Here is a 17,984-nt window from a genome sequence, read left to right as displayed (position 1 = left end):
CTCGTCGGGCGGGTGCCCGAGGGCTGGTCGTCGGCGACGTACGACGGGCGGCGGTACGGCGTGATCAAGACGCTGCGGGCCGACGGCCGGGCGGTCTCGGTGTACGCCGAGGAGCTCGGCGGCACCGACGTGGTGAGCACGAACGTGTACCTGGCGGGGGACAGCGTCGAGCTCCGGCCCTGCGAGATGCCCGCCGAGAAGGTGCTCGCGTTCCTGCGTGACGCGGCCTTCGACGCGTCGGTGCCGGATCAGGCGGACTGACGGGCCAGGAAGGCGGACAGCGGCCCGGGCATCTCGGCCGCCCGCTCGCCCCAGTCGTAGACCGACGAGGTGCCGGCGATCAGGTCGTGCAGGGCGCGGTGCTCGCGCTGGACCAGGATCATCAGGAAGCCGAGGCCGAAGAGCAGCGCGCTGAGCGGGAAGACGAGGGTGCGGACGAACGCCTGCCGCACCGACAGCGGGCTGCCGTCGGCGCCGACGACGCGGATGCCCACGATGCCCTTGCCGAGGGTGCGGCCCGCGACGGCGTGCGAGCCGAACGAGTAGAACCACGCCCACACGGCCAGGGTCGCGACCGCGAGCGGGCCGCGGCCGCTGAGGTCGTCGAGGGAGCTGCCGAAGAAGATGCCGGACAGGAAGGCGAGGCCGGCGATGCCCAAGGTGTACGACGTGGTGATGATCGCGACGTCCGCCGCAGCCGCGACGCCCCGGGTGACCGGACCGGCGTAGTGGCCGCTGACCGAGAGCCGCGCGCCACCCCTCCGAGCCACCGCCGGCTCCACCGCCGGGGCGACCTGCAGCAGCGGCGGCCCGACCGGCTGGGCGTCGGGGTCGCGCCGCATCAGCCGGTTCAGGATCCGGTCGATCACGACGTCGAGCGCGACCAGCTGGCGGCGGACCAGGTCGAGCGCCGACCCGGCGAGCTGGTTGGTGCTCTCCGCGACCAGCTCGGGCACCCCGGAGCGGCGTACCAGCGCCTCCAGGTCGACGTCGGCCAGCAGCGCCTCGATGTCGACCTTGGCCAGCAGGGCGTTGAGGTCCACGCGGTCGAGCAGGGCGTTCATGTCGACGCGACCGATCAGCGCGTCCGGGTCGACCCGCGCCATCAGCTCGTTCGGGTCGACGCGGGCGAGGAGGGCCGCGACGTCCACCCGCGCCATCAGCTCGTTCGGGTCGACGCGGGCGAGCAGCGCGCCGACGTCGACGCGCGCGAGCAGGCGGTCGGGGTCCACCCGGTCCAGCAGGTCGTCGGGCTCGATGCGGTCCAGGAGGGCGTTGACGTCGACCCGGGCGAGCAGGGCGTTCATGTCCACGCGGGAGAGCAGTGCGTCGGCGTCGATGCGGTCGAGGACGGCGTTGACGTCCACCTGCTCGAGCACGATGTCCGGGTCGATCACACCGACGACGCGCTCGGTCACCCCACCGGTGATCCGGTGGAAGAGCCCTCGCCCCTCCGCGTGCGCGTCCGCCATGGGGCGACGCTATCGGTCCGACGGGCTCTCGAGGACCATCGTGATCGGCCCGTCGTTGACCGACGTGACCTGCATGTCGGCGCCGAAGGCGCCGGTCTCGACCTGGGCGCCGAGCTCGCGGAGAGCGTCGCAGACCGCGGCGTACAACGGCTCGGAGACCGGCCCCGGCGCGGCCGCCTGCCAGGTGGGCCGCCGACCCTTGCGGGCGTCGCCGTACAACGTGAACTGGCTGACGACCAGGACCGGCGCCGCGACGTCCGAGGCCGACTGCTCGTCGCGCAGGATGCGCAGGTCCCAGATCTTGCGGGCGATCCAGGCGACGTCGGCCGGGCCGTCGTCGTGGGTGACGCCGAGGTAGACGAGCAGCCCGGCGCCCTCGATGGCGCCGACGGTCTCGCCGCCGACCGTCACGCTCGCGCCGAGGACGCGCTGGACGACCGCCCTCACGCCTGGAGGGCCTCGATGGCTTCGTGGATGTCGAGGATGCGGCGGGCGGACTCGACGTGCAGGTTCTCGACCATCCGGCCGTTGTAGGTGACGACGCCGCGACCGGCGCCGTCCTCGAAGGCCTGGATCAGGCCGCGGGCGTCCTCGACCGCCTGCTCGGAGGGGGCGAAGGCGCTGTTGGCGCCCTCGACCTGGCCGGGGTGGATCAGGGTCTTGCCGTCGAAGCCCATCTGGCGGCCCTGGTCGCACTCGGCGAGGAAGCCGTCGACGTCCTTCACGTCGTTGTAGACGCCGTCGAGGATCGCGATGCCGGCGGCCCGCGCGGCCAGCAGTGCGGTGTGCAGGCTCGGCAGGATCGGGGCGCGGCCGGGCACGTGCTCGGCGTACAGCTCCTTGACGAGGTCGTTGGTGCCCATCACGAAGCAGGTCAACCGCTCGGAGGAGCGCGCGATGCTGAGCGCGTCGAGGATCGCGACCGGCGTCTCGATCATCGCCCAGAGCTTGGTGTGGTCGGGTGCGCCGTACCGCTCCAGTGCGTCGACCAGCTGGGCAACCTCGGCGGCGCTGTTGACCTTGGGGACGACGACCGCGTCCGGCCCGGCCTGGGCAGCGGCCTCGAGGTCGGCGTCGTGCCACTCGGTGCCGATGCCGTTGGCGCGGATGGTGAGGGTACGGCGTCCGTACTCGCCGCTCGCGACGGCAGCGGCCGCCGCTTCGCGGGCGCTGGGCTTGGCGTCGGGGGCGACGGCGTCCTCGAGGTCGAAGATGACGGCGTCGATCGCCAACGTCTTGGCCTTCTCCAGCGCCTTGGCGTTGGAGCTGGGCATGTAGAGGACGCTGCGCAGCGGGGTGAACTCAGACATCGGCCACCTCGATGGCGTCGTACGCCTTCTTGAGCTCCGGGTCGATGGCGGCCAGCTGCTCGGCCAGCTCGACCATCACCAGGCACTGCTTGAGCGAGGCGTCGTCCTCCATCTTGCCGTCGAGCATCACGGCACCGGTGCCGTCACCCATCGCGGCGGCGACCCGCCGCGCGTGCGCGACGTCCTCGACGCTGGGGCTGAAGACCTTGTTGGCGATGGCGATCTGCTTGGGGTGCAGGCTCCAGGTGCCGACGCAGCCGAGCAGGAAGGCGTTGCGGAACTGGTCCTCGCACGCGACCACGTCGCTGATGTCGCCGAACGGGCCGTAGTAGGGGTAGATGCCGTGCATCGCGCAGGCGTCGACCATCCGCGCGATCGTGTAGTGCCAGAGGTCCTGCTGGTACGTCGCGCGGGTCGCCTCGAGGTTGGCGACGCCGTTCTCCCGGGGCGGGTCCTGGCGGACCAGGTAGCCCGGGTGGCCGCCGCCGACGCGCGTGGTCTTCATCCGGCGGTCGGCGGCGAGGTCGGCCGGGCCGAGGCTGAGGCCCTGCATGCGCGGGCTGGCGCCGCAGATCTCCTCGACGTTGGCGACGCCGCGGGCGGTCTCGAGGATCGCGTGCACCAGGATCGGCCGCTCCAGGCCGGCCTTCGCCTCGAGCTGCGCGAGGAGTCGGTCGACGTAGTGGATGTCCTCGGCGCCCTGCACCTTCGGCACCATGATCACGTCGAGCTTGTCGCCGATCGCCGGGACCAGGGTGGTGAGGTCGTCGAGCCCCCACGGGCTGTCGAGCGAGTTGATCCGGGTCCACAGCTGGGTGGGCGCGCTCTGCCCTCCGAGGTTGGCGGTGTCCTGCGCGATCTTCACGAGGCCCTCGCGAGCGGCGACCTTGTTGTCCGCCTTGACCGCGTCCTCGAGGTTGCCGAGCAGCACGTCGACCGTGCCGACCATGTCCGGGATCTTCGCCGCCATCTTCGGGTTGCTGGGGTCGAAGAAGTGGATCGCCCGGCTCGGCCGCGCCGGGATGTCCATCAGGGGCGTCGGCGCCCCGACGGCCAGGGGTCGGAAGAAGTCCTTCGGGCTCTGCGATCCGCTCATGCCGCGGAAGGTAGCAGCGGATGGCTACCCGCCGGTATGACCGATCTGACAGTCAGGCGTAGGTGTAGAACCCGCGACCGGTCTTGCGACCCAGCAGCCCGGCGTCGACCATCCGCTGGAGCAGCGGCGGCGCGGCGTACAGCGGCTCCTTGAACTCGTCGTACAGCGACTCGGCGACGGCCTTCGTCGTGTCCAGGCCGATCAGGTCGGCGAGGGCCAGCGGGCCCTGCGGGTGCGCGGCGCCCAGGACGAGGCCGCGGTCGATGTCCTCGGCGGAGGCGAAGCCGGACTCGAACATCCGGATCGCCGAGAGGATGAAGGGGATCAGCAGCGCGTTGACCACGAAGCCCGCGCGGTCCTGGCAGTCGATCGCCTGCTTGCCCAGCGAGCCCTCGACCCACGCGCGCGAGCGCGCGGTGGTGTCCTCGGAGGTCAGCAAGGAGGGGACCAGCTCGACGAGCTGGAGCACCGGCACCGGGTTGAAGAAGTGGATGCCGATCACCTGGGTCGGGCGGGTGGTGACCACGCCCAGCTTCATGATCGGGATCGACGAGGTGTTGGACGCCAGGATCGCGTCGGGCGCCTCGACGATCGCGTCGAGCGACTTGAAGAGCGCCACCTTCGCGGCCTCGTCCTCGACGATCGCCTCGACGACGACCTCGCGGTCCGCGACCGCGCCGAGGTCGGTCTCGACCCGGATCAGGCCGAGCACGTCGGACGCCGACGCGATCTTGCCCTTCGCCTCGGCGCGCACCAGCGACTTCTCGAGCCGCCCCAGCGCCGCCTTCGCGGCGTCGTCGCTGGACTCGACCACGATCACGTCATGGCCCGCTCGGGCGCTGACCTCGGCGATGCCCGACCCCATCAGGCCACCGCCGACAACTGCCACGTTCTTCATCTGACTCCCTCTCGAGGCCCCCTCGGCCATCAGCGACGATTCCACCAGTGCCGCTTGCGGGGCGGGACAGCGGGTTCGCTCCGTGGGACGCGGCGGGCCGCGCGGCGCTCCCGCCAGGCGGCGACGGTCTCGTCCACGTCGCGCGGCATCGTGATCAGCGGCGGGCCGGCGGAGAGGGAGTAGCGCGCCCGGATCACGCGCTCGTTGAACTCCTCGACCTCACGCCGTACGTCGCGCTCCACGTTGATCGTGTCGAGCCGGTCGTCGAGCTCGGCGTCCTCCTTGCGCAGCGCGATGCTCGGCGGCAGCACGGCGATCCGCTCGCGCTCGACCAGCTTCTTCAGCCACCAGTCGGGGTCGTGGTCACCGCCGAGGCCCTCGATGGGCTTGCCGGCGCCGGGCAGGTTCTCGAACTCGCCGCGCTCCTGGGCCTGGCGGATCTGCAGGTCCACCCAGGTGTTCTGGTGCTGGATGCGAGCCGCCGCAGCGGCTCGGTCGGCCTCCCTGCTGCGCGGCTGTGACTGCTCGCCTGACTGCTCCTGGGACTCGGTCATCGGCCATCACCTCCGGCCCCGCCAGGATAGCCAGGGACGAAATGGCCCTTGGTCGCCCTCCTGAAGGGCCGTTTCGCAGCTGGCTATCCCGACGGCCCGCCAGCCAGTCCTACTGAACGAGCGGGAGGGCCGGCTCCTCGGCGACGTTCTTGGGCAGCATCAGCAGGGCGAGCGCGGCACAGAGGGCGGCGACCGCGCAGACGGTCCAGACCGTGAGGTAGCCCGACAGCGGGGCGTGGCCCTCGGTCGGGTCGTCGATCGAGCCGGTGGCCGACAGCGCGATGGCGAAGATCGCCGACGCGATCGCACCGCCGATGGTCTTGGTCGCGTTGGTCATGCCGGTGGCGAAGCCGGTGCGCTCCGGCGGCGCCGCGGCGGCCGCCGTCGCGGGCAGGGCCGCGACCAGGGCACCCGAGCCGAGGCCGGCGACAGCCATGTTGATCAGCGCCTGCCAGGTCTCGTGGTGGAAGGGAAGCCACAGCGCGTAGCCGAGGGCGACCAGCAGCGACGACATCACCAGCGCGCCGCGCGGGCCGAGGACCCGCGACGTCAGCGGCAGCGTGAACGCGCCGATCGCCAGGAAGATGACGTAGACACCGATCAGGGTCGACACGAAGCCGGCGCTCGCGCCCAGGCCGTAGCCGGCGACGTCGGGGTCGGTGCGGGCGAAGGTCGACAGCGGGATCTGCGCGCCGAGCACCGACATGCCGAAGAGGAACGCCGTCAGCTGCACCGGCCACTGGCCGGCCGTCTGGAGGAGACGTACGTCGACCAGCGGCTCCTCCTGGGCGAGCTCGTACCGGCCGAAGACGTAGAGCACGACGAGGCCGAGCACGATCAGCGCCCATGGCAGCGGGCTGCCCGGGCCGTCCAGGCGGATCGCGATCAGGCCGCCCATCACGAGGCCGATCGACGAGGTGATCAGCACCAGGCCGCCGAGGTCGATGCCGCCGGTGGCGGTGCCCTCCATGTCCTCGATGCCGAACCAGATGACGACGAAGCAGAGCGTCACGGCGATGGCCGGCAGCGCGAGCAGGACCGTCATCGACGTCGCCTCGACGAGCGCGCCGGAGGTGAGCGCGCCGATGATGACGGCCAGCTCGAGGGCGCCGACCAGGATCGCGGCGGACCGACGGGTGAGATGGTTCTGGCGCGGGGAGCCCGCCGTACGCCGGTAGATGATCGCGACCTCGAGCGGCAGCCACACGACGTACGCACCCTGGAGCGCCGAGCCGACCAGGAAGGTCGCGAACGACGGCGCGAACGCCATGACCCACGAGCCGAGGGCCGTGACCGCCGTCGAGAGGAGCAGCACCTTCTTGTGGCCGACCAGGTCGCCCATCCGGGCCAGCGGCGGCACCACGAGGGCGGAGACGATCAGCTGCGCGGCCTCGAACCAGTTCACGTCGGCGTCGGCGATGCCGAGGTGGTCGGCGATGTCGCTGAAGATCGGCGTGTAGTAGCCCTGCAGGATGCCGCTGGCGAGCTCCACGCAGACCAGGAACCCGACGATCGCGAAGAGACCCTTCGCGCGCGGGTCGTGGGTGATGGTCGTCATCGGGGGATCCTCTCGATCAGCAGCTGGTACCAGCGCACGCCGTCGACGAAGGCGTCGACCCCGAGGTGCTCGTCGTACGAATGGATCGACTCACGCTGCGCCTTGGTCATCCGGAACGGGGCGAACCGGTAGACCCGGGAGCAGATTTCGGTGAAGAACCGCGAGTCGGTGGCCGCCATCATGACGTACGGCGCGGGGATCGCGTCGGGAAAGACCTCGGCGATCGTGGACTCGATCAGCGCGAAGGCATCGTCGTCGATCGGGGAGATCGGGCTCGGCTCGTTCTCCTCGACCACGGTCACCTGGACCTGGTCGTCGTTGATCGTCCTGCGGACGTGCTCCAGCACCCCGGTGACGGTGTCGCCGACCATGATCCGGATGTTGACGCCGGCCTTGGCGGTCGACGCGATCACGTTGAGAGCGGGCGAGCCGGAGAGCGTGGTGATCGCGAACGTCGTGCGCGTCATCGCGGCCGGCTCGGGGCCGGCGGCGATCAGCGCCCGGGTGAGCACGGGGCGCAGCCGGGTCGCGTTGGCCATCAGCGGCCGCAGCGCCTTGGGGGCGTGCGGCGCCATCCGGCGGAAGAGCTCGATGGTCGGGTCGGGGACGCTCGCGGACATCGGGTGCTTGTCGAGGCGGGCCAGCGCCTTGGCGAGGCGCACGGTCGGGCCGTTCTTCGCCGGGGTCGAGGCGTGCCCGCCGCGACCGTCGACGCGCAGCTCCAGCGAGGTCACGCCCTTCTCGGTGACGCCGACGACGCCGACCGGCACCGCCACCCCCGGGAACGCCTCGGCAGCGATCGCGCCGCCCTCGTCGATGACGAACCACGGTCGTACGCCGCGGCGGGTGAGCTCCTCGACCGCCAGCACCGCCGACGTGCCGGAGACCTCCTCGTTGCAGCCGAAGGAGAGCCAGACGTCCTGGGCGGGGGTGAAGCCCTGCTCGAGGAGTGCCTCGACCGCGACGCAGATCGCAACCAGCTCGCCCTTGTCGTCGAGCGTGCCGCGGCCCCAGATGGAGCCGTCGTGGATCTCCGCGCCGAAGGGCGGGTGCTGCCAGGGGGCGTCCTCCTCGACGGGGACGACGTCGAGGTGCGCCATCAGCACGACCGATCGCTCCGCGCTGTCGCCCGCCCAGTGGAAGAGCAGGCCGTGGGTGTCCACCCGGGTCAGCTCGAGGCTCTCGTGCAGCAGCGGGAACTGCCGCGCGAGCTCGGCGACGAACTCGTCGAACGCCGCGACGTCGATGAGGTCGGGGTCCCGGTTCGAGACGGTCGGGATGCGGACCAGGGCTTGCAGCTTGGCGACGGCGGGATCGATCACGGCCGGAGACTATTCGTCTCGGATGTGAGACTGCCGGCCGGCCTGGCTCGTTGACCCGACGGCGCTGCGCCGATGGACTGGGCGGGTGCCCTCAGCCGTGTGTCCAGCGCCCGCGATGGACCACGTCCGCCGCCGGCTTGCGCTTGCGCCGGGTGGGCGAGCCCGCGGCGCCGTCGCCTCCCCCGTTGTCCACAGCCTGGTGGCCGATCGTCACCACGCCGACCGGGTCGAAGTCGTCGGGGATCCCGAACTCCGCGCGGACCGCGGTGTCCTTGTCGGGCGGCACGCCGATGAAGCACGAGGCGAGGCCGGCATCGGTCGCGGTCTGCAGGATCAGCAGGCTCGCCATGGCGGTGTCCATGTCCCAGAACGGCTTCGGCCAGCGCGCCTCGTCCTGGTCGGTCCAGCCCTTGTCGTCCTCGGCGTAGCGCCGCAGGTACGCCGCCTTGCTGGAGCACGGCAGGATCACGACCGGCGCCTTCATCATGCCGGTGAGCCACTCGTCGGGGTGGTCGAGGTCGTCGGCGGTCGCGACCCAGAAGCGGCGTACGTCGTCGGGGGTGTCGAGCACCAGGAACGCCCAGCCCTGGCTGAAGCCGGCGTTGGGCGCGCGGGTCGCGTTGTGCAGGGCGAGGTCGACGACCGCCGGGTCGACCGGCTCGGTCGAGTAGTTGCGGACCATCTTGCGGTGACGGACGACGTCCTGGAACTCCATGGTCGCCAAGGATAGGGAGAGCGATGCCTGACGACTTCGAGCGGATGTGGACCGACCTGGCCCCGGTCGGGCGGTCGGCGACGTCGGGCGGCTACTTCCGGCAGCCCTTCGCGTCCGCCGAGCGCGAGCTGGCGGCGTGGTTCGTCGAGCAGTGCGCCGCGCGCGGGCTGCGGGTCGAGAGCGACGACTTCGGCAACGTCGTGGGCTGGTGGGACGTCGGCGACGGCCCCGCCGTGCTGACCGGCTCGCACCTCGACTCGGTGCTCGACGGTGGCGCGTACGACGGTCCGCTCGGCGTCGTCGCGGCGCTGGCGGCGGTCGACCTGATGCGGTCGCGCGGCGTCGTGCCGAACCGGCCGGTCGGGGTGTCGGTGTTCGTGGAGGAGGAGGGGTCGCGCTTCGGCCTGGCCTGCCTGGGCTCGCGGCTGGCGACCGGCGCGACCTCCTGGGAGTCCGCGCGCGAGCTGCGGGACCGCGACGGCGTCCCGCTCGGCGACGTGGTCGGTGGCGGGTCCTCCACCTTGTTGGACGGTGTCGGGACCTTCGTCGAGCTGCACGTCGAGCAGGGCCGCGACCTGGTCGACCGGGGCGCGGCCATCGGGGTGGCGAGCGAGATCTGGCCGCACGGGCGCTACCGCTTCGACTTCACCGGCTCGGCCAACCACGCCGGCACGACGCGCATGGAGGACCGCCAGGACCCCATGCTCACCTACGCGATGACCGCCCTGGCCGCCAACAAGCAGGCGCGGGTGGCGGGCCAGCGGGCGACGTTCGGCCGCATCGCCGTCGAGCCCAACGGCACCAACGCCGTGCCGTCGCGGGTGACGGCCTGGCTGGACGCGCGATGCTCGACGGACGACGCGCTCGCGTCGCTCGTCGACGAGATCACCCGCCAGGGCTCGGAGCGGGCCGGCCGCGACGGCACGTCGCTGTCCGTGACCGCGGAGTCGGTGTCGGGGTCGGTCGCCTTCTCGCCCGCCCTGGCCGCCGACGTCGCCGCCGACCACGAGGGCGGGGACTGGCCGGTCATCCCGACCCAGGCCGGCCACGACGCCGGCATCCTGTCCGCGGCCGGGATCCCGACCGCGATGCTCTTCGTCCGCAACCCGACCGGCATCTCGCACTCGCCGCTCGAGGAGGCGTCGGTCGCCGACTGCCTCGTCGGGGTCTCCGCCCTCGCCGACACGCTCGACAGGCTCGCCCGGTGAGCGCGTCGTACCTCCTCGAGCGCGCGTGGGTCGACGGCGCCGTGCGCGACGACGTGCTGGTGGAGATCGAGGACGGGCGGTTCACCGCCGTCACGCCGGGAGGTGTCGGTGGGACGCGCCTCGCCGGCCTCACCCTCCCGGGCCTGGCGAACTGCCACAGCCACGCCTTCCACCGGGCCCTGCGCGGCCGCACCCAACGTGAGCGCGGGACGTTCTGGACGTGGCGCGAGCAGATGTACGCCGTCGCCGGGCGGCTCACGCCCGACACCTACTTCGAGCTGGCCCGGGCGACCTACCGCGAGATGGTTGCGGCCGGGATGACGAGCGTGGGGGAGTTCCACTACCTGCACCACCAGCCCGACGGGTCGCCGTACGCCGATCCGAACGCGATGGGGCACGCGCTGATCGCGGCGGCGGCGGAGGCCGGGATCCGGATCGCGCTGCTCGACACCTGCTACCTCAGCAGCGGGTTCGGTCGACCGCCCGAGGGTGCCCAGGTCCGCTACACCGACGGCGACGCCGGCCGCTGGGCAGAGCGCGTGTCCGCGATCGACCACGACCACGTCGGTGCGGCCATCCACTCCGTGCGGGCGGTGCCGAAGGGCCAGCTGGGCACCGTCGTCGAGGCGACGGCCGGCAGGCCGCTGCACGTGCACCTGTCGGAACAGGTAGCGGAGAACGATGCCTGCCTCGCGACGTACGGCGTGACCCCGACCCAGCTGCTGCACGACGTCGGCGCGCTGGGGCCGCGCACCACTGCTGTGCACGCCACCCACCTCATCGGCGCCGACGTCACCCACCTCGGCACCACGCAGACGCGGGCCTGCTTCTGCCCGACCACCGAGCGCGACCTCGGCGACGGCATCGGCCCCGGCCGTGCCCTCGCGCTCGCGGGGGCCGTCCTCACCCTCGGGTCCGACAGCCACGCGGTCATCGACCCGTTCGAGGAGATGCGCGCGCTCGAGCTCGACGAGCGGCTGGCCACCCAGTCGCGCGGGCACTGGACCGCCGCCGAGCTGCTCGCGGCCGGCACGGCGCACGAGTCCCTCGGCTTCGACGACGCCGGGACCATCGCGGTCGGCCAGCGGGCCGACCTCGTCACCCTCAGCACCGAGACCACCCGGACCGCCGGGACCGGAGCAGACGAGGCCACCGCGGTCTTCGCGGCCACCGCCGCCGACGTCACCCACGTGGTCGTCGACGGCCGCGTCGCCTACACAGCCGGCGACGACGAGGAGATCGGGCGCGAGCTCGCGGCCGCGATCGGGAAGGTCCACGCATGAGCAGCACCGTCATCACCCACATCGGGGAGCTCTTCACGAGCGATCCCGAGGGACCGATGACCGTCGAGGACGCGGCGATCGTGATCGAGGGCGGCAAGGTCGCCTGGGCCGGGTCGAGCACCGACGCCCCGGCGGCCGACGAGCAGGTCGACGTCGGCGGTCGCGCGGTCATCCCGGGCTTCGTCGACTCCCACTCCCACCTGGTCTTCGCCGGCGACCGCTCCGCGGAGTTCGCGGCCCGGATGACCGGGACGCCCTACGCCGCCGGTGGTATCCGCACCACCGTCGCCGCCACCCGCGCCGCGACGGACGAGCAGCTGACCAGCCACGTCGCGCGGCTCGTCGACGAGATGCGCCGCCAGGGCACCACGACCGTCGAGATCAAGAGCGGCTACGGGCTCACCGTCCGCGACGAGGCGCGCTCGCTCGCCGTGGCCCGTCAGTTCACCGAGGAGACGACCTTCCTCGGTGCTCACGTGGTGCCTGAGGGCGACCCCGCGGCGTACGTGGACCTCGTGACCGGCCCCATGCTGGAGGCCGCGAAGGAGCACGCCCGCTGGATCGATGTCTTCTGCGAGCGGGGAGCCTTCGACGAGGACCAGGCTCGCGCCGTGCTGGCCGCCGGCGACGCCGCCGGTCTGCGCGGACGGCTGCACGCCAACCAGCTCACCTACGGTCCCGGCGTCCGGCTGGCCGCCGAGCTCGGTCTCGTCGCCGTCGACCACTGCACCTACCTCGCCGACGAGGACGTCGCCGCGCTCCGCGACTCGGGCACCATCGCGACGCTGCTGCCCGGCGTCGAGTTCTCCACCAAGCAGCCCTACCCCGACGCGCGCCGCCTGATCGACGCCGGCGTCCGGGTCGCGCTCGCGAGCGACTGCAACCCCGGCTCGTGCTTCACCAGCTCGCTCCCGCTGTGCATCGCCCTCGCCGTCCGCGAGATGGGGATGACCCCCACCGAGGCCGTGCACGCCGCGACGTACGTCGGCGCGCAGGCGCTCGACCGCGACGACGTCGGAGCGCTCACCGTCGGCAGGCGGGCCGACCTGGTCGTCCTCGACGCGCCCAGCCACGTGCACCTGGCCTACCGGCCCGGCGTGCCCCTCGTCGCCGCGACCTGGCTGGGCGGCCGCCCGACCACCTGACGGTCAGGTCATGGCGGCGAGGGCCTCCCGGATCGTCTGCGCGTCGGCGTCGAGCAGCGCCCGCTCGCGTGCGGGTGGCGACTCGGTCCCGAGGGTCCAGCCGTCCCCCAGGTAGCGGGGGATGACGTGCGGGTGGAAGTGGAAGACCGTCTGGAGCGCGGCCTCGCCGTCACAGACGAGGACGTTGATCCCGTCGGGGCGCAGGTCCGAGCGGCGCAGGGCGCGCGCCAGCCGGTGCCCGACCGACCAGATGTGGGCGCCCGTCGCCGTGTCGAGGTCGCCGAGGCCTGCCGAGTGCTTCCGCGGGACGACGACGAGGTGGCCCGGTGTGACGGGGCAGAGGTCCATGAAGGCCACGGCGGTCTCGTCGTCGTGCACGACGCTGGCCTCGGCCCGCCGGTCGGCGATGGCGCAGAAGACACACCGCTGTGTCGTCGGTGTCGCGTCCGGTGTCATGCGCGCCATGCTCCCGGGTGCGTGAGGGCGGGCGCTACTCCGTTGCACGCACGTGTGTTCACCATGAACGCACGTGCGTGCAACCGCGGAAGGCGGGGTGCGGCGCACCGATGAGTTCCGGCCGGCCGGGCGATCATGACGACCATGAAGCTGCTGCTGACGTCCGGAGGCGTCACGAACCCGACCATCCACGCCGCGCTCGTCGAGATGCTCGGCAAGCCGATCGAGGAGTGCACCGCGCTGTGCGTCCCGACGGCGCAGTGGGGGCACCCGATGTGCGGCCCGGTCGGGGCTCGCGGGTTCGTCGTGGGAGGGCCTCCGTGGCTGCTCGCCGGCATGGGGTGGAGGTCGGTGGGCCTGCTCGAGCTCACCGCGCTGCCCACCATCGGCGCGGAGCGCTGGGTCCCGTGGGTCCGTGAGGCAGACGTGCTGCTGGTCGACGGCGGCGACGCGACGTACCTCGCCCACTGGATGCGGGAGTCCGGGCTGGCCGACCTGCTGCCCGAGCTGACCGAGACCGTCTGGGTGGGCATCAGTGCCGGCAGCATGGTGATGACGCCCCGGATCGGCGACCTCTTCGTCGAGTGGGCGGGTGCGCCCGACGACCGCACGCTCGGCGTCGTGGACTTCTCGATCTTCCCGCACCTCGACGTCTTCCCGAGCAACACGATCGAGGCGGCGGAGCAGTGGGCGGCCGAGGTCGGCGTGCCGGCGTACGTCCTCGACGACGAGTCGGCGATCCGGGTCGTCGACGGCGCCGTCGACGTCGTCTCCGAAGGGACCTGGTGCCGCATCTAAGGCAGGCGTGACGTCGGATAAGGCACCTGTCCGATGTGCCGGCCTACCTCAGACGACGAACCTCGTCTCATCGCCCCACCCGTAAGGCGAGGAGCTGAGGAGCCCACCATGTACGACAACACCGTTCACCGCGACTACGTGAAGTCCGAGCTGGACTACCGCCTGAACCGCATCCAGTCCGACATCGCCGGCCGCCGCAAGCGGCGCCGGATCAACCGCAGCGAGGACGTCGGAGGCCTCACCTGGAACAAGCTGCGCTGATCGGGCGCGCGCAATGACAAGCCCCGAAATAGGCGAGCAGACGACAACAGAACACGGGATCATGGCCGACGTGGCAGCACACACGAGTCGGACCCTGGTCGGGCGAGACGCCGAGCTGACGGAGGTTGCTTCGTCGCTCGGCGTCGGTCCGTCCGGAGGCGGTACGCCGCAGCCGGGTGGTGTCGTGCTCCTGTCGGGTGATGCCGGCGTCGGCAAGACCCGCCTGCTCGTGGAGCTCCGCGACCTCGCCTTCACCGAGGGCTGGCAGGTCTTCGCGGGCCACTGCCTCGACTTCGGCGACAGCGCGCTGCCCTACCTCCCCTTCTCCGAGGTGCTCGGCCGGATCGCCGCGGACCTGCCGGACGTCGTCGAGCAGGTCGCCACCCAGTACCCCGCCCTGACCCGGCTCCAGCCCGGCCGCCGGGTGCTCGGCTCCACCACACGAGGGGCCGACAGCTCCTCCGGCGAGGGTGGCGCCCTCGACCGTGCCGACCTCTTCGAGGCCGTGCACACCCTCCTCGAGACCGTCGGTGCGCTCACGCCGGTCCTGCTCGTCATCGAGGACACCCACTGGGCCGACCAGTCGACGCGCGACCTCCTCAGCTTCCTCTTCTCCCGCCCCTTCGACGGCCCGGTCGCGGTCATCGCGTCGTACCGCTCCGACGACCTGCACCGCCGCCACCCGCTCCGCCGTCAGGTCGCCGAGTGGTCGCGGATCCGCGGCGTCCAGCGGGTCGCGCTGCCGCCGCTCAACGACGACTCCGTGCGCGAGCTGATCGCCGAGCTGGTGCCCGAGGGGCTGGCCGAAAAGGAGCTCGTCGGCATCGTCGACCGCGCCGAGGGCAACGCCTTCTTCGTCGAGGAGCTCACCAGTGCGGCCGCCGGCCCCGGCCGCTGGGTGCCCGACGACCTCGCCGACGTGCTCCTCGTCCGCCTGGACCGCCTCGACGACGCCGCCCGGCTCGTGGTCCGGACCGCGAGCGTCTCCGGTCGTCGGGTCTCCCACGACATGCTCGCGGCGACGTCCGGTCTCGACGCCACCGCCCTCGACGAGGGGCTGCGCAAGGCCGTCGAGATGAACATCCTGCTGGCCCAGGACACCCGCTACTCCTTCCGGCACGCGCTCCTCGGCGAGGCGGTGTACGACGACCTGCTGCCCGGCGAGCGGGTCCGGCTGCACGCGCGGTACGTCGAGGCGCTCCAGTCCGGTGCGGCCCGCGGCACCGCCGCCGAGCTGGCCCGGCACGCCCGGCTGGCGATGGACCTCGACACCGCCCTGAGCGCCAGCGTCCAGGCGGGCGACGAGGCCGCCATGGTGGCCGGTCCGGACGAGGCGGCCTTCCACTACCAGCAGGCCCTCGAGCTGCTCAGCGACCCGCGCCGCTGCGAGAGATCCGAGATCGAGGTCGACAAGCTCGTCATCGCCGCCGCCGAGGCGCTCAGCGAGAGCGGCGACCCGCAGCGCGCGGTCGCGCTGATCCAGGAGCAGTTGGACCGGCTGCCCGACGACGCCCCGCCGCGCTGGCGCTCGCGGATGCTGACCGCCCGCGCCGGGATCCTGATCGTGGTCGACACCGACGAGGACCCGACCGAGATCTCCGCCGAGGCGCTCGCGCTGGCTCCCGAGGGCGAGAACAAGTGGCGCGCCCGCGCGCTCACGGTGCACGCGCGGGTGCTCGCCGGCATGGGCCGCTACGAGGAGGCCCAGACCGTGGGCATGGAGGCGCTCGCACTCAACGAGCGGCTCGACCTGCACCGGCTCGCGTCCGAGGCGATCACCACGCTCAGCGGCCTGAAGAAGACCGGCCCCAAGGAGGGTCTGCGCGAGGCGCTCGTCGAGGCGGTCGCCCGCGCGGAGCAGGCCGACGCCATCCACGCCGAGCTGCGCGCCCGCTTCCTGCTCGGTCGCTCGTTCGAGGACTGGGCGGAGTTCGACCAGTCCGAGGAGTGGTTCCGCAGCGCCATCGACCGGGCCGTCGGCGCGGGGCTGACCTGGGCGCCGTACGCCCTCGAGTCGCGCGTCCAGCTCTCCTGGATCCGCTGGGTCCGCGGCGCGTGGGACGACGTGCTCGACCTGACCCACCTGCACGGCGAGACGCCGCCGCCGATCCCCCGGGCGATCCTGTCGTCGCTGCGGATGAGCGTCGAGCAGGGCCGCGGCGCCGACGTCGCGGCCGAGGCCCGCAAGCTGCGCCGCTTCTGGGCGCGCGAGGGTGCGGTCGCCATCCACTCCGCCGCCCTCGAGATGGTGCAGGCCGGACGTCGCGGCGACGCCGCCGGTGCCGTCCAGGTGTACGACGACGTGGTCACGGTCCTGGGCCGCACCTGGCACGAGTGGTTCAGCGCGCGGATCCGCTTCGGCGCCATCGCGGTCGCCGCCGTGGCCCGGTCGATGGCGGACATGTCCGCGGCCGAGCGCGCGGCGTACGTCGACAAGGTCGAGCGGATCAGCGAGGACGGCCACCAGGTCGTGCAGCGCTACTCCGACCCGTCCGGCCACTGGGGACCCGAGGGGCGGGCCTGGAAGAAGCGGCTCGACGCCGAGACCCTGCGGGTGCGCTGGCTCACCGGCGTCGGCGCGCCGCCGCAGGACGTGCTCGTCGAGACCTGGCGCGAGGCAGTGACGTGCTTCGAGGACTTCGGCCACGTCCACGAGCTGGCCCAGGTGCGCACGACCTACGCCGGCATCCTGCGTGCGACCGGCGACACCGCCGGTGCCCGGGAGCAGGGCGACCTGGCCCGCGAGGTCGCGCACCGGCTCGGCGCCCAGCCCCTGCTCGACGAGCTCAAGGCGATCGGGTCGACGGCGGTGCGGTCCGAGAGCACCTCCGACTCGCTGACGCCCCGCGAGACCGAGATCCTCACGCTGGTCGCGGACGGCCGGTCCAACGGCGAGATCGCCAAGCAGCTCTTCATCAGCGCGAAGACGGTCTCCGTGCACGTCTCCAACATCCTCGCCAAGCTCGACGCGTCCGGGCGCACCGAGGCCGCCGCGATCGCCCGCCGCAAGGGGCTGCTGCCCGGCTGAGGTTGACCCGCGCCCGCGCGGGTAGGAGGCGCGGGTGACCACGGAGCCGACGCCGCTGCGCTTCCGCCAGCGCGGCGAGGGGTGGCACGTCGAGCCGCGCCGCAACCTCCTCTTCAAGGCCGCAGGCGTCCTGGTCCTCGTCGTGCTCCTCGTGGCCGCGGTCGGTCGCCTCGCGGCCGGTCAGCCGTTGCTCGCAGCCGGGCTGGCGGTCGTCGGTGCCGCGTTGGGCGTGGTGCCGTTCGAGCGCAACACCGGGCGGCTGCCGGCCCGCACCGTGGTCGTCGACGGGCAGCCCGGTCTGCTCGTCCCGACGCATCCGGCGAAGCGGTCGACCGTGCTCGCGCTCGCGGTGCTCGGCGCGCTGCTGCTGGCCGGCTCGGTCGCGGCGGTCGTCCTCGGGATCCGCGACGGCGAGGTCGGTGCCGCGATCGGCGGCGTCGTCCTGGTGGCGTTCGGCCTGCTGCTCCTCGCCGGTGCCGTGGGCGCCGCACGCGGCCGGCGCGCGCAGGACCGCGGGCTCGTGCTGCTGCCGACGGGCATCGTGCTCCGCACCGGCCAGCGCACGCCCACCCTCCGGTGGGAGGAGATCGCCGGGTTCCGCGACCACTGGTCGCGCCCGGGCCGCAAGATCCTGTGGACCGAGGTCACCGACCAGGTCGACAGCTGGCTGACGGTCGAGCCCGTGCCGCAGGCGAGCTGGCCGTCGGACCCGACGATCAGGGTCGCCACCCTCGCGGTCGACCCGGTCGTCGTGCTGACCGTGCTTCGTCTCTACCTCGCGCACCCCGAGCTCCGCGCGGAGCTCGGGACGGAGCGCGCCGTACAGCGGGTGAACGGCTGACGTTCACCCGTCGGCACGGTGTACGGCGGGGTCGCGTGG

General features: G+C 72.5%; 18 protein-coding genes. 8 read left to right on the top strand and 10 right to left on the bottom strand.

Annotated elements, in window-relative coordinates; all coding sequences use genetic code 11:
- Positions 1–12 precede the first annotated feature (12 nt).
- Positions 13–261, top strand: a complete 249-nt coding sequence (locus ACFPYL_RS05835) for a peptide methionine sulfoxide reductase (RefSeq protein ID WP_379151560.1) — start codon at positions 13–15, stop codon at positions 259–261.
- On the opposite strand, the gene ACFPYL_RS05830 is transcribed toward ACFPYL_RS05835, so the two are convergent.
- The 9 genes from ACFPYL_RS05830 to ACFPYL_RS05790 all read right to left on the bottom strand — a co-directional run bounded on the left by ACFPYL_RS05830 (position 249) and on the right by ACFPYL_RS05790 (position 8,925).
- Complete coding sequence (locus ACFPYL_RS05830; protein WP_379151557.1) at positions 249–1,472, bottom strand: RDD family protein; 1,224 nt, start codon at positions 1,470–1,472, stop codon at positions 249–251. The two genes, ACFPYL_RS05835 and ACFPYL_RS05830, sit on opposite strands and share 13 nt — an antisense overlap.
- Positions 1,473–1,481: 9 nt before the next feature.
- Positions 1,482–1,919 (bottom strand): D-aminoacyl-tRNA deacylase, encoded by a 438-nt coding sequence (dtd, locus tag ACFPYL_RS05825; RefSeq protein WP_379151554.1) that lies wholly within the window; start codon positions 1,917–1,919, stop codon positions 1,482–1,484.
- The gene (locus ACFPYL_RS05820; RefSeq protein ID WP_379151551.1) at positions 1,916–2,782 is read right to left on the bottom strand and encodes an HpcH/HpaI aldolase/citrate lyase family protein; all 867 of its coding nucleotides are present in this window, start codon (positions 2,780–2,782) and stop codon (positions 1,916–1,918) included. The genes dtd and ACFPYL_RS05820 overlap by 4 nt, the downstream gene beginning before the upstream one ends.
- Complete coding sequence (locus tag ACFPYL_RS05815) at positions 2,775–3,878, bottom strand: HpcH/HpaI aldolase/citrate lyase family protein (RefSeq protein WP_379151548.1); 1,104 nt, start codon at positions 3,876–3,878, stop codon at positions 2,775–2,777. The genes ACFPYL_RS05820 and ACFPYL_RS05815 overlap by 8 nt, the downstream gene beginning before the upstream one ends.
- A gap of 52 nt (positions 3,879–3,930) precedes the next feature.
- Positions 3,931–4,776, bottom strand: a complete 846-nt coding sequence (locus tag ACFPYL_RS05810) for a 3-hydroxybutyryl-CoA dehydrogenase (protein ID WP_379151545.1) — start codon at positions 4,774–4,776, stop codon at positions 3,931–3,933.
- 29 nt (positions 4,777–4,805) lie between these two features.
- On the bottom strand, positions 4,806–5,330 hold the full coding sequence (locus ACFPYL_RS05805) for a DnaJ family domain-containing protein (RefSeq protein WP_379151542.1): 525 nt from the start codon (positions 5,328–5,330) through the stop codon (positions 4,806–4,808).
- Between the two features lie 109 nt (positions 5,331–5,439).
- Positions 5,440–6,888, bottom strand: a complete 1,449-nt coding sequence (locus tag ACFPYL_RS05800; protein WP_379151540.1) for an MFS transporter — start codon at positions 6,886–6,888, stop codon at positions 5,440–5,442.
- Positions 6,885–8,210 carry a M20/M25/M40 family metallo-hydrolase gene (locus ACFPYL_RS05795; RefSeq protein ID WP_379151538.1) on the bottom strand — a complete coding sequence of 442 codons (1,326 nt, stop codon included), beginning with the start codon at positions 8,208–8,210 and terminating at the stop codon, positions 6,885–6,887. Before ACFPYL_RS05795 ends, ACFPYL_RS05800 begins: the two co-directional genes overlap by 4 nt.
- Before the next feature lie 91 nt (positions 8,211–8,301).
- Positions 8,302–8,925: a nitroreductase family protein gene (locus ACFPYL_RS05790; RefSeq protein ID WP_379151535.1), complete on the bottom strand. Its 624-nt coding sequence runs from the start codon at positions 8,923–8,925 to the stop codon at positions 8,302–8,304.
- 23 nt (positions 8,926–8,948) lie between these two features.
- Between ACFPYL_RS05790 and ACFPYL_RS05785 the strand changes: the two genes are divergently transcribed.
- From ACFPYL_RS05785 to hutI, 3 genes are read left to right on the top strand one after another with little or no spacing between them, the layout of a single operon-like run.
- Positions 8,949–10,133 (top strand): allantoate amidohydrolase, encoded by a 1,185-nt coding sequence (locus ACFPYL_RS05785; protein ID WP_379151532.1) that lies wholly within the window; start codon positions 8,949–8,951, stop codon positions 10,131–10,133.
- A complete protein-coding gene (locus ACFPYL_RS05780) occupies positions 10,130–11,416 on the top strand; it encodes a formimidoylglutamate deiminase (RefSeq protein ID WP_379151529.1) in 1,287 nt (428 codons plus the stop codon). Before ACFPYL_RS05785 ends, ACFPYL_RS05780 begins: the two co-directional genes overlap by 4 nt.
- Complete coding sequence (gene hutI, locus ACFPYL_RS05775; protein ID WP_379151526.1) at positions 11,413–12,561, top strand: imidazolonepropionase; 1,149 nt, start codon at positions 11,413–11,415, stop codon at positions 12,559–12,561. The genes ACFPYL_RS05780 and hutI overlap by 4 nt, the downstream gene beginning before the upstream one ends.
- Before the next feature lie 3 nt (positions 12,562–12,564).
- Here hutI and ACFPYL_RS05770 read toward each other — a convergent pair whose 3' ends face one another.
- Entirely contained in the window at positions 12,565–13,017 is a 453-nt protein-coding gene (locus ACFPYL_RS05770) for an HIT family protein (protein ID WP_379151523.1), read from the bottom strand.
- A gap of 144 nt (positions 13,018–13,161) precedes the next feature.
- Here ACFPYL_RS05770 and ACFPYL_RS05765 point away from each other — a divergent pair, with 144 nt between their 5' ends.
- From ACFPYL_RS05765 to ACFPYL_RS05750, 4 genes are all read left to right on the top strand, one after another.
- Positions 13,162–13,815, top strand: a complete 654-nt coding sequence (locus ACFPYL_RS05765; protein ID WP_379151520.1) for a Type 1 glutamine amidotransferase-like domain-containing protein — start codon at positions 13,162–13,164, stop codon at positions 13,813–13,815.
- Positions 13,816–13,923: 108 nt separating this feature from the next.
- Positions 13,924–14,076 carry a hypothetical protein gene (locus ACFPYL_RS05760; protein ID WP_379151517.1) on the top strand — a complete coding sequence of 51 codons (153 nt, stop codon included), beginning with the start codon at positions 13,924–13,926 and terminating at the stop codon, positions 14,074–14,076.
- 70 nt (positions 14,077–14,146) lie between these two features.
- Entirely contained in the window at positions 14,147–17,104 is a 2,958-nt protein-coding gene (locus ACFPYL_RS05755) for a helix-turn-helix transcriptional regulator (RefSeq protein WP_379151514.1), read from the top strand.
- Positions 17,105–17,138: 34 nt separating this feature from the next.
- The gene (locus ACFPYL_RS05750) at positions 17,139–17,945 is read left to right on the top strand and encodes a hypothetical protein (RefSeq protein WP_379151512.1); all 807 of its coding nucleotides are present in this window, start codon (positions 17,139–17,141) and stop codon (positions 17,943–17,945) included.
- The last annotated feature ends 39 nt before the right edge of the window (positions 17,946–17,984 follow it).

This window comes from Nocardioides hankookensis, from assembly GCF_042658885.1.
Taxonomy (GTDB): Bacteria; Actinomycetota; Actinomycetes; order Propionibacteriales; family Nocardioidaceae; genus Nocardioides; species Nocardioides hankookensis.
Note: the sequence above shows the minus strand (reverse complement) of the source record. Positions and strands in the feature narration are given on the sequence as shown.